This is a genomic window from Thalassobaculum sp. (assembly GCF_965223715.1).
Classification (GTDB): Bacteria; Pseudomonadota; Alphaproteobacteria; order Thalassobaculales; family Thalassobaculaceae; genus Thalassobaculum.
In genome coordinates this window covers 602,911-627,285 of record NZ_OZ245012.1, presented here as the reverse complement: position 1 = coordinate 627,285, position 24,375 = coordinate 602,911, and the positions used below count along the sequence as shown (strand labels likewise).

The 24,375-nt window shown below is 68.0% G+C and carries 18 protein-coding genes; 10 read left to right on the top strand and 8 right to left on the bottom strand.

What is annotated here, in order from left to right; translation table 11 throughout:
• Positions 1-57 precede the first annotated feature (57 nt).
• The 6 genes from ACOQOP_RS02910 to ACOQOP_RS02885 all read left to right on the top strand — a co-directional run bounded on the left by ACOQOP_RS02910 (position 58) and on the right by ACOQOP_RS02885 (position 8,018).
• Entirely contained in the window at positions 58-1,095 is a 1,038-nt protein-coding gene (locus ACOQOP_RS02910; protein ID WP_420564816.1) for an ABC transporter permease, read from the top strand.
• 11 nt (positions 1,096-1,106) lie between these two features.
• On the top strand, positions 1,107-2,180 hold the full coding sequence (locus ACOQOP_RS02905) for an ATP-binding cassette domain-containing protein (RefSeq protein WP_420564815.1): 1,074 nt from the start codon (positions 1,107-1,109) through the stop codon (positions 2,178-2,180).
• Positions 2,181-2,301: 121 nt separating this feature from the next.
• On the top strand, positions 2,302-2,982 hold the full coding sequence (locus tag ACOQOP_RS02900) for an ABC transporter ATP-binding protein (RefSeq protein WP_420564814.1): 681 nt from the start codon (positions 2,302-2,304) through the stop codon (positions 2,980-2,982).
• Position 2,983: 1 nt separating this feature from the next.
• Positions 2,984-5,545 (top strand): ABC transporter permease, encoded by a 2,562-nt coding sequence (locus tag ACOQOP_RS02895; RefSeq protein ID WP_420564813.1) that lies wholly within the window; start codon positions 2,984-2,986, stop codon positions 5,543-5,545.
• A gap of 404 nt (positions 5,546-5,949) precedes the next feature.
• A complete protein-coding gene (locus ACOQOP_RS02890) occupies positions 5,950-6,258 on the top strand; it encodes a hypothetical protein (protein WP_420564812.1) in 309 nt (102 codons plus the stop codon).
• A gap of 317 nt (positions 6,259-6,575) precedes the next feature.
• Positions 6,576-8,018, top strand: coding sequence for an alkaline phosphatase D family protein (locus ACOQOP_RS02885; RefSeq protein ID WP_420564811.1), 1,443 nt, complete (start codon positions 6,576-6,578; stop codon positions 8,016-8,018).
• Between the two features lie 63 nt (positions 8,019-8,081).
• Here ACOQOP_RS02885 and ACOQOP_RS02880 read toward each other — a convergent pair whose 3' ends face one another.
• The 7 genes from ACOQOP_RS02880 to ACOQOP_RS02850 all read right to left on the bottom strand — a co-directional run bounded on the left by ACOQOP_RS02880 (position 8,082) and on the right by ACOQOP_RS02850 (position 17,405).
• Positions 8,082-8,747: a glutathione S-transferase N-terminal domain-containing protein gene (locus ACOQOP_RS02880; protein WP_420564810.1), complete on the bottom strand. Its 666-nt coding sequence runs from the start codon at positions 8,745-8,747 to the stop codon at positions 8,082-8,084.
• A gap of 95 nt (positions 8,748-8,842) precedes the next feature.
• Positions 8,843-10,678, bottom strand: coding sequence for a hydantoinase B/oxoprolinase family protein (locus ACOQOP_RS02875; protein ID WP_420564809.1), 1,836 nt, complete (start codon positions 10,676-10,678; stop codon positions 8,843-8,845).
• A complete protein-coding gene (locus ACOQOP_RS02870) occupies positions 10,675-12,750 on the bottom strand; it encodes a hydantoinase/oxoprolinase family protein (RefSeq protein ID WP_420564808.1) in 2,076 nt (691 codons plus the stop codon). The genes ACOQOP_RS02875 and ACOQOP_RS02870 overlap by 4 nt, the downstream gene beginning before the upstream one ends.
• A gap of 73 nt (positions 12,751-12,823) precedes the next feature.
• Positions 12,824-14,131 (bottom strand): TRAP transporter large permease, encoded by a 1,308-nt coding sequence (locus ACOQOP_RS02865; protein WP_420564807.1) that lies wholly within the window; start codon positions 14,129-14,131, stop codon positions 12,824-12,826.
• 68 nt (positions 14,132-14,199) lie between these two features.
• On the bottom strand, positions 14,200-14,715 hold the full coding sequence (locus ACOQOP_RS02860) for a TRAP transporter small permease (protein WP_420564806.1): 516 nt from the start codon (positions 14,713-14,715) through the stop codon (positions 14,200-14,202).
• 129 nt (positions 14,716-14,844) lie between these two features.
• Positions 14,845-15,816, bottom strand: a complete 972-nt coding sequence (locus tag ACOQOP_RS02855) for a TRAP transporter substrate-binding protein (RefSeq protein ID WP_420564805.1) — start codon at positions 15,814-15,816, stop codon at positions 14,845-14,847.
• A gap of 302 nt (positions 15,817-16,118) precedes the next feature.
• A complete protein-coding gene (locus tag ACOQOP_RS02850; protein ID WP_420564804.1) occupies positions 16,119-17,405 on the bottom strand; it encodes a glycosyltransferase in 1,287 nt (428 codons plus the stop codon).
• A gap of 356 nt (positions 17,406-17,761) precedes the next feature.
• Here ACOQOP_RS02850 and ACOQOP_RS02845 point away from each other — a divergent pair, with 356 nt between their 5' ends.
• The 4 genes from ACOQOP_RS02845 to galE all read left to right on the top strand — a co-directional run bounded on the left by ACOQOP_RS02845 (position 17,762) and on the right by galE (position 23,133).
• Positions 17,762-19,507 carry a B12-binding domain-containing radical SAM protein gene (locus tag ACOQOP_RS02845; protein ID WP_420564803.1) on the top strand — a complete coding sequence of 582 codons (1,746 nt, stop codon included), beginning with the start codon at positions 17,762-17,764 and terminating at the stop codon, positions 19,505-19,507.
• 53 nt (positions 19,508-19,560) lie between these two features.
• Entirely contained in the window at positions 19,561-21,306 is a 1,746-nt protein-coding gene (locus ACOQOP_RS02840) for a B12-binding domain-containing radical SAM protein (protein WP_420564802.1), read from the top strand.
• Positions 21,307-21,461: 155 nt separating this feature from the next.
• The gene (locus ACOQOP_RS02835) at positions 21,462-22,103 is read left to right on the top strand and encodes a DUF6962 family protein (protein WP_420564801.1); all 642 of its coding nucleotides are present in this window, start codon (positions 21,462-21,464) and stop codon (positions 22,101-22,103) included.
• 31 nt (positions 22,104-22,134) lie between these two features.
• Entirely contained in the window at positions 22,135-23,133 is a 999-nt protein-coding gene (galE, locus tag ACOQOP_RS02830) for a UDP-glucose 4-epimerase GalE (RefSeq protein WP_420564800.1), read from the top strand.
• A 7-nt stretch (positions 23,134-23,140) separates the two neighbouring features.
• Here the strand turns inward: galE and ACOQOP_RS02825 are convergent, their stop codons facing one another.
• Positions 23,141-24,325, bottom strand: a complete 1,185-nt coding sequence (locus ACOQOP_RS02825) for a glycosyltransferase (RefSeq protein ID WP_420564799.1) — start codon at positions 24,323-24,325, stop codon at positions 23,141-23,143.
• Between the last annotated feature and the right edge of the window lie 50 nt (positions 24,326-24,375).

The following is a 24,375-nucleotide window of genomic DNA, read 5'->3' as shown; positions in this document are numbered from 1 at the left end:
TTTTTCTTTTTGTTATCGAGATCCAACGTCGGTTGAGCGACGGGAAAGGCACGTTTCGTGGCCACCTATGACGGCATATTCAAAGCCCTGGGGCTTGAGGACTGGTGCGGTGCCTCGGCCAGTTCGGCCCCGATGTCCATGTCCGATCTGATCGCCCAGAGCTCCGGCGACAGCGCGGAGAAGGAGGTTTCCCTTTGGGATCTCCCCTTCCCCTCGCTCGACGCCCTGAACGACGCCTGTCCGGCCATGCCCCAGTCGCGCGACGTGACCAAGGGCCTGGAACAGGGCTTCCTCAACATCAAGGACAGCCTGAAGGTCGTCCTCGACCCGGTGACCCAGCCGCTGAGCTGGATGCTCGACGGCGCGCTCTACGGCATGCTGGCAACGCCCTGGTGGATCGTTATTCCGGCCCTGCTGCTGATCGTCTGGCTGGTCTCGCGATCCGCGGGACTGGTAGCCTTCGTCGGGGTCAGCCTCGCCGGCCTCGCCTTCATCGATCAGTACGACTATGCCATGCAGACGCTGTCGATCATCTTCGTCTGCGCCTTTCTGTGCGTTCTGCTTGGGGTGCCGATCGGCATCCTGATGTCGCGCAGCGATTCGATGCGGCGGATGACCACGCCGGTGTTGGACATGCTCCAGACCCTGCCGCCTTTCGTCTACCTGATCCCGCTGATCTTCCTGTTCAGCGTGACGGAATCGAAGCTGTTCGGCATCGCCATCATCCTCTACGCGATCGTGCCGGTGATCCGGCTGACCGATCTCGGCATCCGCCTGGTCGACAAGGACGTCATCGAAGCGGCCGACGCCTTCGGCATGACCCAGCGCCAGAAGCTGTTCGGCGTGCAGATCCCGCTGGCCCTGCCGACCATCATGGCCGGCGTGAACCAGACCATCATGATGTCCCTGGCGATGGTGGTGATCGCGTCGCTGGTCTCCGCCCCCGGCCTCGGCGTGCTCGTGCTGCGCGGCATCCGCAATCTCGAACTGGGCGTCGGCCTCGTCGCCGGCCTCGGGATCGTGCTGCTGGCGGTGATCCTCGACCGGGTCACCAAGTCCGCGCTCCAGCGCATCAACTCCGTCCAGCAGCATTGAGGGCTTCCGTCATGACCGACCAACAGACCCCCGAGACCCGCGTGGCGCTGACCCATCTGTACAAGATCTTCGGCGACGATCCGGAGACGGCGATGGAGCATGTCACCCAGGGCCTCTCCAAGCCGGAACTGCTGGAGCAGCACAACCATGTTCTCGGCCTGAGCGACATCAACATCGACATCCCGGACGGCAAGATCACCGTGATCATGGGCCTCTCCGGCTCGGGCAAGTCGACGCTGATCCGCCACCTCAACCTGCTGATCCGGCCCACCGCCGGATCGATCGAGGTCGATGGCGAGAACATCCTGGAGTTCGGCGAGGACCAGCTGCGCACCCTGCGCCAGAAGACCATGTCCATGGTGTTCCAGAAATTCGCTCTGCTGCCGCACCGCACGGTGCTGGAGAATGCCGGCATGCCGCTGGCGGTGCGCGGTTTCGCCAAGGACGAGTGGCACGAGGAGGCGAACAAGTGGCTGGACCGGGTCGGGCTCCAAGGCCAGGCCAACCAGCACCCGAACCAGCTCTCCGGCGGCATGCAGCAGCGCGTCGGCCTGGCCCGGGCGCTCACCTCCAACGCGTCGATCATGCTGATGGACGAGGCGTTCTCCGCCCTCGACCCGCTGATCCGCACCGACATGCAGAACCTGCTGCTGGAACTGCAGGAGGAGCTGCACAAGACCGTCGTGTTCATCACCCACGACCTGGATGAGGCCCTGAAACTCGCCGACAAGCTGGTGATCCTGAAGGACGGCTTCATCGTCCAGCAGGGCGAGCCGCAAAAGATCCTGATGAACCCGGCCGACGCCTATGTCGAGGAGTTCATCACCGACATCAACCGGGCGCGGGTCCTGCGGGTCCGCTCTGTGATGCGCCGGGATGCGGATCTGTCCGGCGTGGACGACGCGGTCGACGCCGACGCCACCCTCGAGGACGTGATCGCCCAGGCGCGGGGCGACAGCAGCGCCTGTTTCAAGGTGGTGCAGGACGACGCGGTCGTCGGCCGCCTGGACATGACCGACCTGGTGCGGGCCCTGGTGCCGGCGATCCCGGCGGCCGAGAACGGTGCCGGCCGCCCGGCGGCGTGAGACGCGCAGCGCGGGCACGGTTGCCGCGGCGACGGGGCCGAATACATTCCTTCATCGATACTCAGACCGCGGCCGCCTGGTCCCCAGGGGGCCGCGCGTCACACCTGACCGATTGAGGACCATGGATTTCACCGCCTCCCCCGTCGTCCAGCTCTCCCAGGCCCGTCTCTCCTACCCGACTCCCGAGGGGGAGATCGATGTGCTCAACGGCATCGACCTCCAGGTCGGCCCCGGCGAGATCGTCGCCGTCACCGGCCCCTCGGGCTCGGGAAAATCCTCCCTGATCGCGGTGATCGGCGGGCTGGAGCCACTGTCCGGCGGCGCGGCCCAGGTGCTCGGAACCGACATGATGCTGGAGAGCGAACGCGGCCGCACCCTGATGCGCCGCCGCGACATCGGCATCGTGTTCCAGGCCTATCATCTGGTGCCGTCGATGACCGCCCTGCAGAACGCCGCCCTGCCGCTTACCCTGGCGGGCGAGGACGATGCCCAGGACCGGGCGAAGGCCATGCTGGAGCGGGTCGGGCTCGGCCACCGGCTGACCCACCGGCCCTCCGCCCTGTCCGGCGGCGAACAGCAGCGTGTGGCCATCGCCCGCGCCTTCGTCGCCGCACCGCGCCTGGTGCTGGCGGACGAACCAACCGGCAATCTCGACCAGCGCACGGGCGAGGTGGTGATCGAGACCATGTTCGAACTGGCCCGCAGCTCCGGTACCGCCCTGCTGCTGGTCACCCACGATCCCGCGCTTGCCGCGCGCTGCGACCGCACCCTGGTCATCGAAGGCGGCCGGGTGGTGTCCTGAGATGGCGGGACGCGACACCCTGCCGGCCCGGGCCGGGGTTCTGCTCGGCCTGCTGCGCGCCGAACTCGGCTTCGGCATTCTCGGCCTGCGGCTGTTCATGGCCTGCGTGGTGATCGCCAGCGCCATGCTCGGCCTGATCTGGCTGCTCAGTTCCGGTCTCGCCGGCGCCATGGAGGACAACGCCCGGCGCATCCTCGGCGGCGATGTGGCGGTCACGGTGGTGAATACGCCGCTCGACGACGCGACCGAGACGGCGCTGGACGATATCGGCGCCACCTCCAGGGTCGTCGAACTCCGCTCCACGGCAGCCGCCACGGGGGCGGCGTCGGCCCGTCGGATGACCGTTGAGCTCAAGGCGGTCGACCGGGCCTATCCGCTGGTCGGGACGGTCGAGCTCTCGGGGGGCGAGCTCTCGGGGGGCGAGGAGCTGCAGGCGGCCCTGGCCGGGGCGGACGGGCTGCCCGGCGCGGTGGTCGAGCCCGGTCTGCTGGCCCAACTCGACCTCGCGGTCGGCGATACCCTGAGCATCGGCGACGTCTCCTTCCGGATCCAGGACACGCTCCTGCGTGAACCGGACCGGCTGTCGGCCGGCACCTTCCAGGTCGGGCCGCGGGTTCTGATCGCCCTGGATCGGCTGGAGGCGACCGGGCTGACCGGGCGCGGCTCGCTGACCGAGTTCCGCACCCGCATCCGCTTTCCGGAGCAAGGTTCGGCAACGGACCTGCTGCAGGCGGTGCAGCAGGCCGAGCCGGACCGGGGCTGGGAGATCGAGACCCCCGGCGACGCGGCGGAACGGGTGCGCGAGGTGACGAACCGGACCACGACCTTCCTCGGCATCGCCGGCCTCGCCGCCTTCGCCGTGGGTCTCACCGGCGCCTGGGCCGCCGTCGCCATGTGGATCGGGCGGCGTCACCGCACCATCGCCCAGTACCGGCTGTCCGGCGCGACCGGCACCACCGTCGTCGCTCTGCATGCCGCCCTGGTGGCCATCGCCGCCGCGATCGCGCTGGTCCTTGGACTGGCGGTCGCGGCGATTGGCGCCACCCTGCTGTTGGACCTGCTGACCGAACGGCTGCACCTGCTCTGGACACCGGCGGATCTGGGAGCCGAAATCCTGCTGGTCGCGGTGACCTTGAGCCTCGGCCTCGCCGGCGCCCTGGTCGCCGGCCTCTCGGCCATCACCCGGATCGCGCCGCTGCGGGCGCTGCGCGGCGACGCCTCGGGGGCCGGTCTCAGCCGCCGCGACGCGATCGTCGCGGTTCTCCTCCTGACGCTCTCGGTCGCGCTCGCCATCGCCGGCCTGCCCAACCCGGCCATGGCCGTGGCCGCCGCCGGAGGTCTCGCGGTGGTCGCCGGTCTGCTCGCCCTGTTGGGGGCGCTGATCGCCCGAGCCGCCGGCCACCTGCCCGCGCGCAGCTTCCTCGCCCTCGCGGTCCGTCAGGGCTTCGAGTCCCGCCGTGCGGTGATGCTGCGGACCGTGGCCCTGGGCATCGGCATCGCCGGGATCACCGGCGTGGTCGCGGTCCAGCATTCCCTGCAAGCCGCCTTCGAGACCCAGATCCCCGAAAAGGCACCCGACCTGGTGCTGCTCGACGTACAGGCGGCACAGGTCGCGGCGATCCGCGCGCGGGTGGAGGGCGACCCGGCGCTGGGCGGCCTCCAGGCGACCCCGTTCATGCGCACCCGTCTGCTCGAGGTGAACGGCCGGCCGGTCGAGGAGGCCCTGGTCGATCCCGAGAAGGACTGGGTGATCGACGGCGACCGCAGCTTCTCCTGGACCGCCGAGCCGACCGGCGCGGAACTGCTGTCCGGGGAGTGGTGGCCGGCCGACTATGACGGCCCGCCGCTGGTCTCGGCGGAGGAGGACGTCATGCAGGCGTTCGACCTGAAGCCCGGCGACCGGCTCACCTACAGCGTGCTCGGCCGCGTCTTCACCTCGGTGGTGGCGAACATCCGCAAGGAATACCACCGCACCATGCGCCCGGAATTTCTGATGGTGGCCAGTCCCCAGCCGTTCCGTGACGCGCCCCATGGCTGGATCGTCTCGCTCCAGGGTCGCGACGCGCCGGCGCTCAACGCCTTCACCGCGGATCTCGCCCGCGACGCGCCGAACGTGACGGTGATCGACGTGCGGCGCCTGGTCAGCGATGCCACGGAGGTGGTCGAGGGCGCGATCCTGGGCACCCTGCTGATCGCGGCGATCCTGCTGCTGGCGGGCGCCCTTTCACTCGCCGCGACCGTGTCGGCCGATATCGACGCCCGCCGAAGCGAGGCCGTCGCCCTCTCGATCGTCGGCGCGACCCGGCGGGAGGTCTCCCTCGCCCGGCTGTGCGAGACCGCCGCCACGGGGCTCGCCGCCGCCGTCATCGGCGGGTCGGCCGGGCTGATCGGCAGCTGGTGGATCGCCGACGGCGCCCTGCGGGTGGAATGGCTGCCCGGTCTCGCGGCCGTCCTGCTTCCCCTGGCGCTCGGCATCCTCACCTCGATCGCCGCCGGCCTGGCGGGCGGCCTCGGCGCCCTGCCCCGCGGCCGCGGCCAACTGGCCCGCCTGCTCTCAGGGTAATCGGCGACGACGGGTGGTTTCTCGCCGCCTGATCCGTGCGTAGATCAAAGTTTACATTGAGCTGTCGCGATTCTTCGACCTAGGTTCTGCGTGAATTATGGCAGAATACGGGCAGGGACGCCATTATCTCTCCAATCTCTCACCTCAACCTCCATCAACATTTAAAGTGACTATTACTCAAAGCTTTCTGTTGAAATACAGACCGCAAGGCGCCACACTTAAGAGCAATAAGCTATAAATATTATAAAAGAACTACGGAGAAGGGGAGAAACCCATGACGGACCATATCAAGCGCCTCGGCGAACGGTTGAGAGGCTCCGCCCCATCGAAGACCGCCTGACGAACCCGTCCCCGCGACGGCCATACCAACCCGGAGAGCTGTAGGCCGATATGAGGAACACATCATGGCATCCCTAAGCGTGACGACCGCAGGCATCCTCGCCAGTTTTCTGGCCTTCGCCCCAGGCGCAGAGGCACAGCTCTACTGCTCCAAGCCGATCCGACCCTACTGCACGACGATCGCCAAGCCGTTCAGCGGCGCATCGGAGACCCGGGAGTGCTCGGAAGAGATCGAAGACTTCGACCGCGCGGCATCGACCTATCGGGACTGCCTGCAGGACCAGATCGAGAAATCGAACCGCCTGAGCCGCCAGGTCTCCGACGGATTTCTGTCCAGAAACCCCATCAAGCCGTCCCTGGAGGGGGAATCCTGATCCCCGATCGATCGGGCCGACTCCGGCCCGCTCCCTGAGCACGACACGCCGACCGACCGGGATCACGAAGGACACGGCCGGCGTCAATGCCCTTCCCGCCCGCCGATATGCTGTGGTATCGGCCCGAAGGTGACGTGGCGCGAGCCCAGGTCACATCCCGACCAGACCCGCCGGATGGATGTTTCTGAGCCATCCGACCGTCTCACTGAACAGACCGCGACGGCACCAAGACCGTTGGGACTCGTTGTCAGGGTCATGCGCCCTTCGCCCGGCCCATCAGCCCGCTGACGCCTCACACCGACGGTACCCGCCCCGCCATGAACGAACAGCAGTGTCATCCTTTCGGCCCGGTCCTGATCCTCGACGATCTGGCGGACGGCGTCCTGCACCTCTCGGCCCTGTTCCTGACCGAACCCGCGGCACCGCCTCCGACCGTGGAAGCCGACGGAGTCTCGGTGACAGCGAGCCGGTTGTCGGAATACGGCCGGGCGACCGTGTGGCGCGCGCGGTTCTCGCTGCCTGCGGATCGCCCGTCCAGCTATGCCTGTAATGGGGAGGTGTTCGAGGTCGCCGGAGATCTGTCCGGGGATCTGCGCCTCGCCTATGTCTCCTGCAATGGCGAGGAGACCGGGGACCTGGAGCGCGAAGGCTCCGAACGCAACGCCATGTGGGCCCGGCTGGGCCGAGAACACCGGGAGCGGCCGTTCGCCCTGCTGCTCCATGGCGGCGACCAGGTCTATGCCGACGAGGTCACGCGCGGCCACGCGCTGAGCCACGACTGGCCCGAGCGATATGCGAGAAACCCTTCGGACGACGCACTCCAGGATCTGCGCCATCACCTGAGGCAGCGCTTCGTCGAGCGCTATTCCGCGCTCTACTCCTCACCGGAGATCGCGTGGCTTCTGGCCCGCGTGCCGTCGCTGATGCAGTGGGACGATCACGACATATGCGACGGCTGGGGGTCGCTGTCGCGGTCGCGCACCGGCTCGTCGGTCGGACAGGCGGTCTTCGAGATCGCCCGGGAGAGTTTCCTGGTCTTCCAGCAGGGCACGACCGACGGCGATCTACCGGCGCGGTTCGGCGACCCGCAGGGCCGTCATCTGGGCTGGTGCGTGCGGGCGCCGAACCTCCGCCTTCTCGCACCGGATCTGCGGTCGGAACGGACACGGCGCCGGATCGTCGGACCGGAAGGCTGGGCCATGCTGGACAGGGAAGCCGACCGGCCCGCTCCCGGCCAGACCTTCGTCCTGTCGAGCGTGCCGCTTCTCGGGCCGCGACTGTCGCTGCTCGAGTTCCTGATGGTCGTGATCCCCGGCATGCAGAAATACGAGGACGATCTGCGCGATCAGTGGCAGAGCCGCGCCCATCGGGAGGAATGGCGGCGCATGCTGCGGCTCGTCCAGACCATCGGACGCCAGGACGGCCAGGACATCACCGCGGTGTCGGGCGAGATCCATCTGGCGACCCGCGCGACCATGCAGGGGCATGGCGGCACGCCGTTCCACCAGTTGGTGGCCTCCGGCATCGCGCACCGGGCACCACCGGCCGCCTGGGCACGTACCTTGGGAGCCCTGGCCTGGCTCGGCGAGGCCCCGCTCCCCGACCACCCGATCCGGGTCGAGCCGCTGCCGGGGCTGGCGTCCCGGTATATCGCGGAGCGCAACTACCTCATCCTCGAGCGCACCTCCGACCGGTGGTCGGCCCGATGGGACCTTGAGGCGAGCGGCATGACCGACCCGCTCCCCCTGTCGAGCGACTGAGGCTAGGGCGGATTTCGAGGCGGCGGCAGGGCAGGCGGTGCCCAGCCGGCCGAAGGGCGTCCTTCAGGCGAGCACCCAATTTGGAGCGACCGCCTGCGGGGGTGGTGCCGGGCGGCCGGGTGGGTTGCGCGGCGACGTGTCCGTGAAGCTCGGCCGGCGCGAGAAGCGCTCGAACCAGGCGCTCAGCGCGGGGCAGTGCAGCCTCCAGGGCAGGTTCTCGTAGCGAAAGACGATGTAGCCGAGGGCAGCGGCGGTCGCGATCTGATCGTGCAGCACCGGTCCGTCCGACGTCCAACCCTTGGCCTCCAGATCGAGCGCCAGCAGGGCGTGGGAGATCGCGAGATCCTGACGGTCGATGAAGTCCTGTGACATCAGGGACCGGGGATCCCGCAGCGCCTCGTTGCGGCGCAGGTTCGCTGCGTCCGCCAATCCATCGGCCAGCGCCTCGGTTCGCCGGATGCGCCAGTGATCCGCCCCCGTAGCGGGGATCAGCCTCGGTCGGTCATGCAGGGTGTCCAGGTAGGCGCAGATCACCGGGGAATCGAACAGCGGCGTTCCGTCATCCGTCTCCAGAAGGGGGATCTTGCCCAACGGGTTCAGCGGCCGCAGGACCGCCTCGTCCGCCGGGTTCGTGAACATTTCCTCGATGCCCTCGAACAGGCCGGTTTCGACCAGGAAGATCTTGACCTTGCGGACATAGGGCGAGGTGTAGGAGGAGTGCAGTCGCATCATCACCTTGCAAGGCAGGGGACCATCCGGTTCGCTCAAGACTGCCGCAAGCGGGCGGCAAAGCAAGCCTTGCGTAGCGGTGCGGTGCCCCGGGGTTACCGCATGCTGTCCCGCTCCGCGTCCCGCATCCTGCGAAGGTCGGACCGAAGGGCGCGGGTGGCTTCGGCGTCGACGGCGTCGAGACCGGAGGCCGGATCGTCGGGCTCGCCGGAGAACACCACTCCGTAGGCATCCCGCGCCGCCCCGGTCGAGATCAGCCCGTCCCGCCAGTCGCGCCAGACCGCCTCGACCGGCCGGTCCTCCGGCCGGCCCCAGCCGCCCCCGCCGGGCGAGCTGGCGCTCAGACGTCCGGCCTGCAGGCGCCTGAGGCCGAATTTCGGCGCCGGCTCCGGCGCGCCGCCGGTCTCCTGAACCTGCATCTCACCGGCAGCCCCCCAATCGCCACCGGCGACCCCGAATCCGGTCTGATAACGCAGCCCCTCGCCCCGGAACGAGTACAGGGCCGGGGTCATCACCTCGACCTCGTACTCGGCCCCGGTGCCGCCCCGCCACCGTCCCGCACCGCCGCCGTCGCAGCGGAGGTCCTGGCGCATGAACCGGACGGGATAGAGCCGCTCGTAGGTCTCCACATTCGAGATCGTGAGCCCGCCGAGCGTGCACAAATGGCCGATCTGGTTGAAGCCGTCGCGTCCCTCGACCGCCCCGGCCCCGGCGGCGGCGAGGCCGTGATAGAACACGTAGGGCTTGCCCGTGGACCCGTCCGCACCGACCTCCCGGCCCGACGTCACCCCGAAGACGTTCTTGGCCCATCCGGCACAGGCCCGCTCGGGTGCCGCCTGGTTCAGCGCCCGCCAGACCGCGTGAATGATCTCATGAGCCACGAAGACCGTGTTCATCGTGGTCGGCGCGCCCTCGGTCGCGTTCACGATCGTGCCCTCGGGCGCGATGATCTCCAGGTTGGAGAACGTGCCCTCGTTGCGCGGAATCGCCGGATCGAAGAACGAGGCGAAGGCGGTGAACACGGCCGAGTGGGTGTTCGCCAGGGTCGAGTTCTTGAAGCCGCGGATCTGCGGATCGGTGCCGGTGAAGTCGACCTTCGCCCGGCCGTCGCTGATGGTAAGCGTCACCCGCACCCAGACATCGCGCAACTCGAAGCAGTCATTGTCGGAGCGGTCCTCGCCCCGGTAGACGCCGTCGGGCAGTTCGGCGATCGCCGCGCTCATCCGGCTGGCCGCATGGGCGACGATCCCGTCGAAGTAGTCCATGGCCGTGTCGACGCCGATCTCTTCCACGAGGGCGGCCACCTGTTCGGCGCCGATCCGGGTCGATCCGAGCATCGCGCCCAGATCGCCCTCCAGCAGGTCGGGGGTCCGGGTGTTGAGCATCAGAAGCTTCCACAGATCCTGCCGGACGGTCCCGGCCTCGACCAGCTTCAGCACCGGCAGCCGCACCCCCTCCTGCCAGACTTCCGTCGCCTCCGGATTGTAGGTCCCCGCCGCCCCGCCGCCGATATCGGACTGGTGCGCCCGGTTGCACACGAACGAGACCAGCCGGCCGCCGACGAAGACCGGGCGGGCGATCACCCAGTCGGGCAGATGGTTGCCGCCGGCCTGCCAGGGATCGTTCAGCAGGAAGACGTCGCCGTCGGCGATCGATCCGCCGTGGTCACGCAGCACCGCGCGCACGGCGAACCCGCCGCCCCCGGTATGGATCGGGATGCCATCGGCCTGGGCGGTCACCCGTCCGTCGGGCCCGGCGATGAAGCAGGAGAAATCATGGGCCTGGCTGAAGATCGGGCTGCGGGCCGTCCGCACCATGACGTGGCCCATCTGCTGGGAGATGTGGTCCAGACGGTTCTGGGTCAGAGCGAGCAGGACGGGATCGTTCGCCTTGCTCCCCGCGGCCGCGCCCTCGTGTCCCTGCGCCTTCACGCGTCTCCCTCCCGGTCCAGGTGGATCAGATAGTTGCCGGCCGGATCGACCTCGACCCGGTCTCTGGGACCGGCGAAGATCGTCGTCGTCGCCTCCTCGATCAGCAGCGGGCCCTGCAGCACATGACCCGGCCGCAGATCGGGACCGGTATAGACCGCGCAGCGCATCGCGCCATGCCGGTCGTCGACATAGGCCTCGCGGTGATCGATCGCCTGGACGGCCTCCCCCGCCGGCGCCATGGCGGCCTCGTCCAGCGGCGGCATCAGCCCCTTGCCGACCACCCGCAGGGCGGTGATCAGGATCCGCCCGCCCGGCACCGTGTGGCCGAAGCGACGGTCGTATTCACGCTCGAAGGCTGCCCGGATCTCGTCTGCCCCCGCCCCAGCGGCCACGGGTATCCGCAGATCCCATTGCTGGCCGTCGTAACGCAGGTCGAGTTCGCGTTCGGTCGCGGTGTCAGCCGCATCGAACCCTTCCCGGGTCAGCATCTCCGAGGCGTCCCGCTCCAGGGCGGCGAACCGGTCCTCGACCGGCTGCTCGGCCAGGGTGTCCAGGTCCTGGAAATGCACGTCCATGAAATCCTGGCGCACGTCCGAATGCAGCATGCCCAGGGCGCAGAACGCGCCGGCCTGTCGCGGGATGTAAACCGCTCCGCACCCCAGACGGCGCGCCACGGCGGCACCATGCATCGGCCCCGCGCCGCCGCAGGCGACCAGCATGAACCGGGCCGGGTTCTGGCCGCGCTGGATCGAGATCCGCTCCACCGCCTGGAGCAGGTTCTGCTCAACCAGCCGCAGAATGCCCGCCGCGGCCTCAGTCTCGCTCAACCCCAGAGGCTCCGCGACCCGGCTGCGCACCGCCTCAAGGGCCAGATCGCGGTCGAGGGTGACCGAGCCGCCGGCATAGGCCCCCGGCTTCAGGCGGCCGAGCACCAGATTGGCATCGGTCACCGTCGGCTCCGTCCCACCGAAGCCGTAGCAGGCCGGGCCCGGACGGGCGCCGGCGCCGCGCGGCCCTGCGAACAGCATCCCGGCGGCGTCCACGCCGGCGATCGTCCCGCCGCCGGCCCCCACCGTGTGGATGTCGACCGACGGGATCATCAGGTCGTAGTCGGCGACCGACAGCTCGTCGGTGATGGCAATGCGCCCCTCCGCCATCAGCATCACGTCGCAGCTCGTCCCTCCGATCTCCATGGAGATCAGGTTGTCGTGGCCGGCGGCCCGCGCGAAATGGCGCATCGAGCCTACGCCGGCGGCCGGTCCGGACAGGATCAGGTTGACCGGCCGTTCCGCGATCTGCCGCACGGACACGGCACCCCCGTTCGACTGCAGCATGAACAGGCGGTGCGGCAGCCCGCCGTCGATCAGTTCCTGCTCCAGCGCCTGGAGATAGCCCACGACCCGCGGGGCGACATAGGCGTTCACCACGGTAGTCGAGGTCCGCTCGTACTCGCCGATGATCGGGACGATGGCGCTCGACTGCGAGATCCAGTCACCGCCCCAGGTCTCGGCGACCGCGTCCGCCACGAGGCGCTCGTGCTCGGGATTGGCGAAGGCGTTCAGCAGACAGATCGCCACCGCCTCGACGCCCTCGGCGCGGAACCGCGCGCCGATCGCGCGGGCCTGGTCCAGATCGACGGGCGTCAGTTCACGCCCATGGGTGTCCAGCCGGCCCGTCACCGGGCGGCGGAGATACCGGGGGACCAGAACCTCCGGATAGGGCGTGCGGTGGTCCCAGGGATTGGTGCGGATGCCGCGCCGGATTTCCAGGCTGTCGCGGAACCCCTCGGTGGCGATCAGTCCGACCCGCGCCCCCTTGCGCTCGAGCAGGGTGTTCGTGGCGACGGTGGAGCCATGGGCGAAGAAGGCGCAGTTCTCCAGGAACCCGCGCTGGTCGGTGCCCAGGTCCTCCGCCGCCTTCGCGACCGCGTTCATCACGCCGCGGGTCGGATCTTCCGGCACCGACGGGACCTTGAAGACGTGCAGGCGGCCATCGGCATCGGCGATCACCATGTCGGTGAACGTGCCGCCGACATCCACGCCGACACGCCACGGTGCCTTGAGCGAGACCATTCGTATTCTCCGGTTTGTCAGTGCGTCGGACCGGCCAGCGGGTTGCCGCCCGCCGGTCCTCGGATCGCTCGGATCAGTTGCGGGCCGTCGCCACTTCCGGCAGCCAGGTTACCACCTGGGGGAAGGCGACCAGCAGCACCACCGCCGCGCACATCAGCAGGAAGAACGGCAGGGCCGCCTTGGCGATGTAGAGGATGTTCCGTCCGGTGAGCCCCTGGATCACGAAGAGGTTGAAGCCGACCGGTGGGGTGATCTGGGACATCTCGACCACGAGGACGACGTAGATGCCGAACCACAGCTTGTCGATGCCGGCAGCCTCGATCATCGGCAGGATCACCGCGACGGTCAGGACCACCACCGAAATGCCGTCGAGGAAACAGCCGAGCACGATGAAGAACACCGTCAGCGCGGCGAGCAGCGCATAGGGCGACAGCTGCATGTCGCGGATCCACTCCGCCAGCCCGCGCGGGATGCCGGTGAAGCCCATGGCCGTCGACAGGAACGCGGCACCGGCCAGGATGAAGCAGATCATGCAGCTCGTCTTGGTCGCGCCGATCAGGCTGTCGACGAAGGTCGACCAGCTGAGGGTCCGCGACAGGGCCGACAAGGCGAGCGCGCCGACCACGCCGAGGCAGGCGGCCTCGGTCGCGGTCGCCAGTCCGGCGTAGATCGAGCCGATCACGAAGCCGATCAGCAGGATCACCGGCAGCAGGCGCCGCGAGGCGACGATCCGCTCCCACAAGGTGTAGCTCTCGGACATCTCCGGCACCTTGGTCGGATTCATGAGCGACCAGACGGCGACGTAGCCCATGAACAGGCCGGCCAGCAGGATGCCGGGCAGGATGCCGGCAATGAACAGCCGGATGATCGATTCCTCGGCGGCCACGCCGTAGACGATCAGAATGATCGACGGCGGGATGAGCAGTCCCAAGGTGGCGGAGCCGGCGAGCGAGCCGATGATCTGCTTCTCGTCATAGCCGCGCTGGCTCAACTCCGGGACCGACATCTTGCCGATCGTCATGGCGGTGGCGGCGGACGAGCCGGAGACCGCCGCGAAGACGGCGCAGCCCAGGATGTTCACATGCATCAGCCGCCCGGGCAGCCGGGTCAGCCAGGGCGCCAGGCCGCCGAACATGTCCTCCGACAGCCGCGTTCGGAACAGGATCTCGCCCATCCAGACGAACAGCGGCAGGGCCGTCAGCGTCCAGGTCGAGATCGACCCCCAGACCGTCGTCGCCATGATGGCGCCGGCCGGCGCGCTGGAGAACATGCTCATGGCCGCGAGCCCGACGATCAGCAGGGCGATCGCGACCCAGAGGCCGGCCGCCAGCAGGACGAGGAGACCGATTGCAAGAATGATGGAGGCGGTGGCGATATCCACGACGGGGGTATCCTCGGGGCTTGGCGGTGGCCGGAAACAACGGCGTCAGGTCGGACAGGACGCCGGCGTCAGTCCAGAACGGCTTCGGTGTTTTCCTCGAAACTGGGGGCGCGACCGCGCAGAACCCGGATCAGCTCGTCGAGACAGGCGATCGTCATCATGGCCAGGCCGAACGCCATGCTGCTCTGCGGGATCCAGAGCGGCACGCCCACCAGACCGTCCGACAGGTCGCCGTAGCGCCAGCTCTCGGCGGCGAGGTTGTAGGAATAGTAGGTGAAGTAGCCGCTGAGGATCGTCGCGACCGCCAGGACCAGAACGACCGAGGCGTTGTGGAAGTGCTTGGGCAGGTGCGAGACAACCAGCGTCACCCGGATGTGGCTCCCTTCCCTGAAGCTGTACGCCAGGGCCAGGAAGGTCGAGGTCGCCAGGAAGAAGCCGGAGATCTCGTTGGCCGACGGCACCACGATCCCGAAAAACCGGCCGACGATCTGCGCCAGGATCAGGACCCCGATCCCCGCCAGCAGCATCGCCGCGAGCGCGGCACTGGCAAGATAGAGCGCGTCGAGCACGCGGCGTATCAGCATGGAAGGACTCCTGTCCGGCGGGAGGTTCTATGACGCTGCAACCCGAACCGCCTCGGTAGCGAGCCGTCCCCCGACCGAGCCGGGGGACGGGCGGGCATCGTGTGCCCGTTCTTCGTCAGTATCGCGCGATCACATGCCGCGATAGGCGTCGACCAGGGTCTTGCCCTTCTCGCCGGCGCGCTCCAGCCACTCATTGGTCATGGTCTCGCCGACGCCCTTGAGGCCCTCGACCAGCGCATCGCTCGCCTCCGGCACCTTCATGCCGTTATCGGCCAGGGTCTTGACCGTGTCGGCCGCGACCTTGCGGGACTCTTCCCAGCCCCGCTTCTCCGCCTCCTCGGCGGCCTGCAGCAGCGCCTTCTGCACCTTCTCGTCCAGCGCGTCGAACGCCCGCTTGTTCACGAACACCATGTTCTTCGGGTGCATCGCCTTCGTGTCGTAGTAGACGTTCAGGAAGTCCCACGCCTTGACGTCGACACCGGTGGCACCGGAGGTCAGCATCGCCGACACGAGGCCGGTCGAGAACGCCTGCGGGACCTCGGCATACTGCACCGTGGTGGGGACCGCGCCCATCAGTTCCGCCATCCGGGAGGTCGCCGCGTTATAGGCCCGGAACTTCTGGCCCTCCATCGCGCCGAGATCGGACATCTCTTCCTGCACGTACAGGCCCTGGCCCGGCCAGGCGACGGTGTAGAGCGGCATCAGGCCCTCTTCGGCCATCAGCTCCGTGATCAGGGGCTTCTGGGCCTGCCACAGGTTCCAGGCATTGTCGTAGCCGGCGGCGAGGAACGGGATACCGTCAACCTCCCACAGGGCATTCTCGTTGCCGTGGACGCTCATCAGGACCTCGCCGATCGGCGCCTGCTGGGAGCGGACGGCGCGCTTGATCTCCGGCATCTTGAACAGCGAGGCGGCGCTGTGAACGTTGATCTCCAGCTCGCCGCCGGACAGTTCCTTCACCCGATCGACGAACCAGTACACGTTCTTGGTCTGGAAGTTGCCGTCGGGGTACGGCGTCGGCATGTCCCAGGTTTCGGCCGCTGCGGGCGCTGAAATGCCGATGATGGCAGCGGTCAGCGCAGTGGATAGCAGCTTGCGCATGGTGGGCCTCTCCTTTGTGTGGTCTCTTGTTTCACCGGTGTTCCGCTGTCGCGGTCGTTGGCCGGCTGCATGATGAAGCCGTAACAGCCCAAGGATGAACTCGGGACCTGTCCAACGAGGAACACCGGCCTGGGCTGGTTAGAGCGCCAATTTAACGGATATGAGTGCGGGCACAAGGTGCGGACCGACACGCGCGGGGCCGCCCCGTCACGATTTCCTGTTCGATCGTCGACCGCCGCCGGAGCTGTCAGCGGTGGTCGCCCACCGGCTGCGAGGCGCAGGATACCGGGGCTGTCGGCCGGTCAGCCCTGCGGGCCGTCGCCGGTGCCGGGATAGGCAACGCGGAGACCGGGCTCCGCGATCGCGTCCACGTTCGAGACCGGGGCCTCCTCGCGGGCATCGCGGCGGATGATCTCTGCGATTATCTGCGGGATCTGCACCGCCGCGCGGTTCTTGCCGGGGGCATCGGAGGTCTCGTCCCGTTCGGCGCCGACCCGGGCCAGCAGCGACGTCAAGGCTTTCGCGAACTGCCTGGGCGTGGAGAACGCCTCCCCGGCCCCGTTGCGCTTGATCCACTTGAGCACCGCATGCTCCTGCGGCAGGACATTCGCGCGGTCGATGAGCAGCGGCAGGCCGAAGGCCAGGGCCTCGCTGACCGACAGGGGCCCGGTCTTGCCCACGAAGACGTCGGCTACGGCCATGTAGCGGTGCACCTCCCGGGTGAACCCCTTCACCACCGTGGGGAACGGGAACTCGGCCGCGGACACGGCGGTGGCCAGATCCTCGTTTCGGCCGCACAGGAAGACCACCTGCGCCCGCGGCGGCGCGTCCCGCAGCGCCTCCGCCATCTCGAGCATCCGCCAGCTCCCGTATCCGCCATAGAGCATGCACACCACCGGCAGGTCGGGATCGAGGCCAAGCGCGCGGCGGGCCGCGGCGATGTCCGCCGGCTTAGGCTCGAGGAACATCGGCCGGGTCAGCAGACCGGACATGGGGAACAGCCGCTCCGAAGGGTGCCGCTTGCGCAGAAGCTGGTCATGGCCGGCGCTCGTTCCGCTGATCGCGTAGTAGCGGTCGCCTTTCGGGAACCACACGTGCCGTCCGATCTCCGCCCAGTCGGTCATCAGGATGGAGAACGGGACCTCGCCCTTCCGATATCCGGCGAGACTGTCGGAGATCAGGCGGTTGATGACCGGAAGCACCGAAACCACCAGGTCGGGTTGGGTGCGCTCCCACAGGGCTGCGAAGGCGCGCCGTCCCTGCCTGCCGAGCAGCGCCACGTTCAGGACGGCCCCGGCATAGAAGCCGAGACAGAAAAGCCCGGTCCTGCCCCGCCGGAGGATCAGATCGTTGTAGGTCGCCTCGACATCGCGCGACGTGTAGCGCGCGAACAGGTCGAGATGCGGCAGCACCTCCTGGTACGCGTTCACCAGAGTCACGCGATAGCCGCCGGTCGCACACAGGATCTCGCGCAGCGCCTCAGCGGTCGCCCGATGCCCCCCGCCGGCATCCGTGTAGATCACGACCACATGGCGGCTGCCGGCGACCTCTGACCCGGCCGACAGGTCCATGCCCGTCGCCTCGTTCATCGGCCGGATCCGGACGGAGGGTGGACTCGCGCGTTGGTTCCGGACGTATCGTCGTCACCGACGTCCCTGACGCAAAGTCTCATCCCACCCTCTTCAGACGGTACCTCGGCGGTCCGGCCGGACAGGCCGTCTTCCGCGCGGGCTGTCTCCCCGCAGGCCGCAGTACCACAGTATAGCGTGTCCGCCCAACTCTGGCGTCAGACACGACGCATCCTTCCACGAGCCTGGAACTGAAAGGCTTTTTGGTCGCCGGATACTCAAATTGGGACTACGATGACGCGACTTGTTAACTCGGCCGGTCTGGCGCCGACGCGACCGGAAGGTCGTGACCGGGGTCGATCCGAGGAGGATTACCAATGCCAGCGATGCCGGTCACGTCGGACGATGAGGCGTCCGAACGTCCCAAAAGACTGGGTCTGCTGCTGATCAAGCCGTCCCAATACGACGACGACGGCTATGTCATTCAATGGTGGCGCTCCTACATCGTCACCAATGCGCTGGCCGTGGTCGCCAGCCTGTTCTCCGACGCCTCCGATCGCCAGGCGCTCGGTCCGGACATCACGATCGAGACCCGTCTGATCGACGAGGTCGTCCAGTTCGTCCATCCGGACGAGCTCACGGGCTGGCTGGCGGAGTTCGACTATGCCGCGGTGCTGCTCGTCGCCGTCCAGACCAGCCAGTTCCCCCGGGCGCTGGCGATCGGGAAGGAGTTCCGGGAGGCCGGCTACCCGGTGATCGTCGGCGGGGTCCATGTCAGCGGGACCTACGCGATGACCCCCGGGTGGGACGTGGGTTTCGCCGGGGTCAAGGAGGCGGATGTCAGCCTGTTCGCCGGCGAACTGGAACCCCATGTCGACTCGTTGCTGACCGACATCGTCAACGGGACGGTCAAGCCGTTCTACAACCACCTCGCCGCCAATGCGGATCTCGGCAAGGCACCGACGCAGCGCGCGGCGCACGAGCTGGCGGCGCGGACCTTCGACCGCTACTACGGGCTGGAGATCGGACGCGGCTGCCCGTTCGTGTGCAGCTTCTGCACGATCATCAATTTTCACGGCCGCACGATGCGTCACCGCACCCTGGCCAATATCGAGTCCTACCTGCGCGAATGCGCCGCCGGCGGCGGCCGCACCATGCTCATCACCGACGACAACTTTGCCCGCAGCCCGATCTGGCGCGATGTCTGCGAGATCTTCGCGCGTCTGCGCCGGGAGCTCGGCGTCGACTGGGACGTGTCGATCCAGGTGGATGCCCTGGCGGTGCGGCTCGAGGGGTTTGTCGAGGCCTGCCAGGAAGCCGGGGTGACGCGGGTCTTCATCGGGATGGAATCGGTCCGCGCCGACAACCTGAAGGCCGCCGCCAAAGGGCAGAACAAGGTTCACCAGCTTCGCGACATGGTGATGACCTGGCGCCGCGCCGGGATGATCATCTACGCCGGAATGATCGTCGGCCTGCCCAACGACACGCCGGAGCGGATCGCAGAAGACGTCCGCATCCTGCAGGACGAGATCCCGGTCGATATCCTGTCACCGTTTCTCTACACGCCGCTGCCCGGTTCCGCCGACCATAAGAAGATGGTCGCCGACGGGGTCCCGATGGACGAGGACCTGAACCGGTACGAGACGGTCCACACGGTGATCGACCATCCGCTGATGAGCCGGGAGGTCTGGCAGGACCTCTACTGGGACACCTGGCAGATGTTCTACACCCTGCCCTATCTGCGCACGACCATCGCCCGCGGCCTGAAGCACGGTCTGCCCATGGTCGCGCTGCGCAGCACCTATGTCTGCAGCAACACCGCGGCCAGCTTTGAGCGGGTGCATTCGGGCAATTCCGGCGCCGTCCGATTTCGCGATCGGCGGACCCGGCGCGCGGGCTTTCCGAAAGAGGCCGCCGTGCCGCACGCCATCCGCCAGTTCACGAGGAACTCGGTGATCCTGTCGCGGATCGGCGCGCGCCTCGCCTATGCCTACGGCCTGGAGCTGTTCCTGCGATGGGAGCAGCGCCGGGGCCGGTTAGACCGATACATTCCCGAAGAACAAGTGCCCGAGAACGCGCATGAACCGGGAGCCACGTCTCCGGGTACCATCGCCGCCGAGTAGTCGATCATCCGGCGGAAGCCGGACCAGAGTGCCGCAAAAAGGGGGCAGCACCGATGACAGCCGCATCGAACACGCAGGAACTCGATCGATCGCCGAGCAAGAAACGGCTCGGCCTGTTGCTGATCAAGCCGTCGCACTACGACGACGACGGCTACGTCATCCAGTGGTGGCGGTCCTTCGTGGTCAACAACGCCCTGGCCGTGATGGGCAGCGTCATCACCGATGCCGCCGAGCGTGAGGCCGTCGGCCCCGACATCGTCATCGAGCGGCGCCTGATCGACGAGGTCACCGAGGTCGTGCGACCCGACAAGCTGATCGGCTGGCTGGCCGAGTTCGACTACGCCGCGGTGATGCTGGTCGCCGTGCAGACCAGCCAGTTCCCCCGGGCGCTCGACATCACCCGCCCGTTCGCAGAGGCCGGTTATCCGGTCATCATCGGCGGCGTCCATGTCAGCGGGTCGCTGGCCATGGTGCCGAACTGGGAGCCGGCCTTCGCCGGTGCCAAGGAGGCCGGCGCAAGCCTGTTCGCCGGCGAGTTCGAGCCGAATGTCGACGAGCTGCTGGGCGACATCGTGGCCGGCACGGTCAAGCCGTTCTACAACCGGCTGGCCAAGGCCGCCGATCTCGGAACGTCGCCGCGGCAGCGGGCGGAACGCGGCCTCGCCGCCCAGACGGTGGAGCGGCATTACGGCCTGGAGACGGGGCGCGGCTGCCCGTTCATCTGCAGCTTCTGCACGATCATCAATTTCCACGGCCGCAAGATGCGGCACCGCCAGCCGGAGGCCATCGAGGCCTATCTACGCGACTGCTACGCGAACGGCGGACGCCACATCCTCATCACCGACGACAATTTCGCCAGGAGCCCCGTCTGGCGCGAGGTCACGGGGGTGATGGAACGCCTCCAGCACGAGCTCAACGTCGAGTGGGATGTCGCGATCCAGGTCGACGCGCTGGCCTACCGGATCGACGGGTTCGTGGATGCCTGCAAGGCCGCCGGCGTCAAACGCGTCTTCATCGGCATCGAGTCCGTGCGGCCGGACAACCTGAAGGCCGCGGCCAAGGGACAGAACAAGCTGCACCTGATGCACGACATGGCGATGACTTGGCGCAAGGCGGGCATGCTGATCTACGGCGCGATGATCGTCGGGCTGGCGAACGACACGCCCGACCGCGTCGCCGAGGACGTGCGGATCCTGCAGGAGGAGATCCCGGTCGACATCCTGTCCGCCTTCCTGCTGACCCCGCATCCCGGCTCGGCCGACCACAAGCAGGCGGTCGCGGACGGCGTGGTGATGGACGACGACCTCAACCGCTACGACACGGTCCACCCGGTCGTCGATCATCCGATCATGTCCCGCGACGAGTGGGAGGCGCTGTACTGGAACACCTGGGCGCGCTTCTACACAAAGTCCTACATGAAGACGGTGATCGCGCGCGCCCTTCGATACGGCGTGAAGCTGGACATCATCCGCAGCACCTTCGTGTGCGCCTATACCGCGTCGTGCCACGAGCGGGTGCATCCGCTGGACAGCGGCGGGCTGCGGTTCCGCGACCGGCTGTCCCGCCGCCCGCACCTTCCGCGCCCGGCGGCGATTCCCCACGCGATCCGCCAGTTCGTCACGAACGGCATCATGCTGACCCGGATCGGCAGCCTGCTGTTCTATGCCTATCTTCTGGAACTGTATCTGCGGGTTGAACGTGCCCGGGGCCGGCTGGATCTCCACACCAAGATCCGGACGACACCCGCCCCGGTGGAACCCCCGGCTCTGGCGGAGGTACCCGTGGCCGCGGCGGAATGATCGGGCTGGGATAATGCGCTCTCCAGGGGCGGTGATCGCCAGGCCGTCGGCCGCGACGGCCGAACGCCTTGTCCAACATTCTGAAACTTTCGGGCCAACCCGGTCGCCGACCGGTCGGCGCGCCGGCTCCATGCCGAACAACCCTGGTGTGAACCATGACTGACCTGGCCCTGTCCGCCCTGACCGACGTGATCCTGGCCTGCCAGATCTTCTTCCTGGCGGGCCTGGCGTTCAGACCGACGTTCGAGGTCGGTTCGCCCGCCTGGCTCTGGGCGCTGTATCTCGCGATCTCCGGTACCGCCACCGCCCTTGGCGCCATCGATCACGGCTTCTTCGAGCCGATCGAGCATCCAGGCAATCCGGCCATGAAGTTCGCCACCCGTGCCACCCTGGCCCTTGCCGCCTTCCTGCTGCTGCTCACGACCGCCCTGCAGTTCATGTCGCCGCTGTGGACGCGGATCGTCGTCGGCGCCGGCCTGGTCGTGCTGGCCGCCACGCTCTGGGTCAACTGGGTGAGCGACGACCTGCTCGCGGTCGCCGCGAGCAACGGGGTCGGCATGCTGCTGGCGCTGGTGCTGCACGCCTCGAACCTGCGGAACGGGCGCGGGTCGCTGATGATGTGCGTCGGCATCGTGCTCAGCATCGCCGCGTCGTCGCTGGTATTCACCGGCGGCACCGGCGTTCTGGGCCTCGGGCTGTACGGGACCCTGCACGTCGCTCTGATGCCGGCGGTTCTCTTCCTGTTCCTGGGCGGCCTGAAGCTGCGTCCCACGCGCTCGGCCGGCGCACGGGCATGAGACCGACAGCTTTCGACAGCGACGGTCGCTGATGGCACGGGTACTGGTCACCGGAGGGGCCGGCTATGTCGGCTCCCACGCCTGCAAGGCCCTGGCCCGGGCCGGACACGAACCGGTCGTGCTCGACAACCTGTCCCAAGGACATCGCGCGCTGGTCCGCTGGGGACCGTTGGTGATCGGCGACATCACCGATCCGGTCAGCGTCGATGCCGCATTTCGCGCGTACCGGCCCGATGCGGTGATGCATTTCGCCGCCATCGCCAGCGTCGGCGAGTCGATGGTGGAGCCCTCAATCTACTACCGGATCAATATCGGCGGCACGATGACGATCCTCGACGCGATGCGGGACCATCACGTCGACGCACTGGTCTTCTCGAGCAGTTGCGCGGTCTACGGCTGCCCGCCGACCCCGCTGATCGTCGAGGAGAGCGCGCAGGAGCCGGTGAACCCCTACGGCGCCAGCAAGAAGATGGTCGAGCGGATCATCGCCGATTACGGACATGCCTACGGGATCCGGTCGCTCTGCCTGCGCTACTTCAATGCCGGAGGGGCCGATCCGGACTGCGAGGCCGGGGAGTCCCACGATCCGGAGACCCACGTCATTCCGCTGCTGCTGATGGCCGCAACGGGACGGATCCCGCGCTTCGACATCTACGGCACGGACTATCCCACGCCGGACGGCAGTGCGATCCGCGATTACGTCCATGTCAGCGACCTGGCGGAGGCGCATGTCGCCGCCCTCGACTATCTGCTTCAAGGTGGCGACAGCACGGCGGTCAACCTGGGCACCGGCTCCGGTACCTCGGTCCTGCAGCTGATCGACGCGGTGGAAACCATCACCGGTCGTCCCGTACCCCGGCTCGCTCAGCCGCGACGGCCGGGCGATCCCCCGGTCCTCGTCGCGGCCAATGAGAGGGCCTGCAGCGTGCTGGGATGGCGGCCGCGGATCGTGGAGCCCGCGGACATGATCGCAACCGCCCTCGCCTGGATGGAGCGCCCGCTCGCGGAGAGGCGCGTAGCCCGGCGCTGACCGGCGGTCAGGTCGGCAGCCGCGGCCCCGCCTCCCCCCACAACCCGGCCAGGGTCCGGCAGGCGTTGAGCCAGTCGAATTCCCGGCGTGCGGCCTCCGGCGGAACCGGGTCCTCCGTCATGGCGATCGTCAGCGCCGCCACCGCTCCATCGACATCGGAATAGAAATGCGCGTTCGGGTAGGCCTTGAAGGGAAGATTGCCGGGGCAGTCCGGCATGACGACATGGCGTCCGGCCACCAGCGCCTCAGCGGTCGTCGTGCACATGTTCTCGCTGAGCGACGGATTGAAGAACACCCGATATCGGTCGAGATGGGTCCAGGGCGTGCGGGTGGGTCCGAGAAAACTCACGGGCGCCGCCGTCTGGCGGGCCAGGGCTTCGATCGCCTTCATGTCGGGCCCCTCGCCCAGAATGTCGATCGGAAGGTTCATCCGGGCGGCGACGCGAACGACGGTCTCCAGCCCCTTGTCCCAGACAAGCCTTCCCAGGAAATAGGCGCCACCGGATTTCGGCCCGACAGGCGGAACCTTCGCGTAGTGGGAGAGCACGCCGGTCACGCGGCCCCGCCGCATGGTATGCCCCGCGGTGAGAATCTCGGCCGTCGGCGACATGGGGACCGTCCAGTCCGTATGGCGCCGGATCCGATGTCTGTGAAACCATCGCGCCAGCGGAGCGGCGAGCCGGGCCGCGATCTTGCCCTGCCGGCCGATGTAGTAGTCGTAGTTCGTCATCACGACGCCAAGCACGGTCTCGGCATCGACGCATGGGCGCGGTGTTGCCCAGGGATACCAGCAGAGATGCTCCGGCTCGGTCAGCACGTGGACACGGGCCGACGGCGCGGCACGGAACACGTCCTCCACCGGCACGATGCTGCGCAGCAGTTTCGAGACATGCCCCTTATAATGAAACAGGTCCGGGACGACGGGCGCCCCCATCCGCCGGATCTCTCCGGCAAGCCACTCCAGGTGCGCCTGTGGGGTTGCGAATGTCTGGCCGCGCCAGAGCCAGGCCTGGCCGGACGGCGCGACCCAGGGGACCAGGTACGCCACACGCAGGCCGAGCTCCGCCAATCCGCAAGCCTGCCAGAGCGAGAGATAGGCCGGCCCGGTCAGCCACGGCGGACCCGCTGTCGTCGATACGACGACGTCATAGTCGTAGATCCGGCCCCCCGGCTGGCACTGCCGCACCTGCATCCCTGCGAACCTCGGAAATGTTTCATGCCCGGCGACGCGTCGCAAACTGA

Coding starts and splice junctions, on each gene's coding strand:
- ACOQOP_RS02850 (WP_420564804.1), bottom strand. CDS start 17,405: ATGAACGAGGCGACGGGCATGGACCTGTCGGCCGGGTCAGAGGTCGCC.
- ACOQOP_RS02840 (WP_420564802.1), top strand. CDS start 19,561: ATGACAGCCGCATCGAACACGCAGGAACTCGATCGATCGCCGAGCAAG.
- ACOQOP_RS02885 (WP_420564811.1), top strand. CDS start 6,576: ATGAACGAACAGCAGTGTCATCCTTTCGGCCCGGTCCTGATCCTCGAC.
- ACOQOP_RS02860 (WP_420564806.1), bottom strand. CDS start 14,715: ATGCTGATACGCCGCGTGCTCGACGCGCTCTATCTTGCCAGTGCCGCG.
- ACOQOP_RS02855 (WP_420564805.1), bottom strand. CDS start 15,816: ATGCGCAAGCTGCTATCCACTGCGCTGACCGCTGCCATCATCGGCATT.
- ACOQOP_RS02825 (WP_420564799.1), bottom strand. CDS start 24,325: ATGCAGGTGCGGCAGTGCCAGCCGGGGGGCCGGATCTACGACTATGAC.
- galE (WP_420564800.1), top strand. CDS start 22,135: ATGGCACGGGTACTGGTCACCGGAGGGGCCGGCTATGTCGGCTCCCAC.
- ACOQOP_RS02835 (WP_420564801.1), top strand. CDS start 21,462: ATGACTGACCTGGCCCTGTCCGCCCTGACCGACGTGATCCTGGCCTGC.
- ACOQOP_RS02905 (WP_420564815.1), top strand. CDS start 1,107: ATGACCGACCAACAGACCCCCGAGACCCGCGTGGCGCTGACCCATCTG.
- ACOQOP_RS02895 (WP_420564813.1), top strand. CDS start 2,984: ATGGCGGGACGCGACACCCTGCCGGCCCGGGCCGGGGTTCTGCTCGGC.
- ACOQOP_RS02845 (WP_420564803.1), top strand. CDS start 17,762: ATGCCAGCGATGCCGGTCACGTCGGACGATGAGGCGTCCGAACGTCCC.
- ACOQOP_RS02900 (WP_420564814.1), top strand. CDS start 2,302: ATGGATTTCACCGCCTCCCCCGTCGTCCAGCTCTCCCAGGCCCGTCTC.
- ACOQOP_RS02880 (WP_420564810.1), bottom strand. CDS start 8,747: ATGCGACTGCACTCCTCCTACACCTCGCCCTATGTCCGCAAGGTCAAG.
- ACOQOP_RS02870 (WP_420564808.1), bottom strand. CDS start 12,750: ATGGTCTCGCTCAAGGCACCGTGGCGTGTCGGCGTGGATGTCGGCGGC.
- ACOQOP_RS02890 (WP_420564812.1), top strand. CDS start 5,950: ATGGCATCCCTAAGCGTGACGACCGCAGGCATCCTCGCCAGTTTTCTG.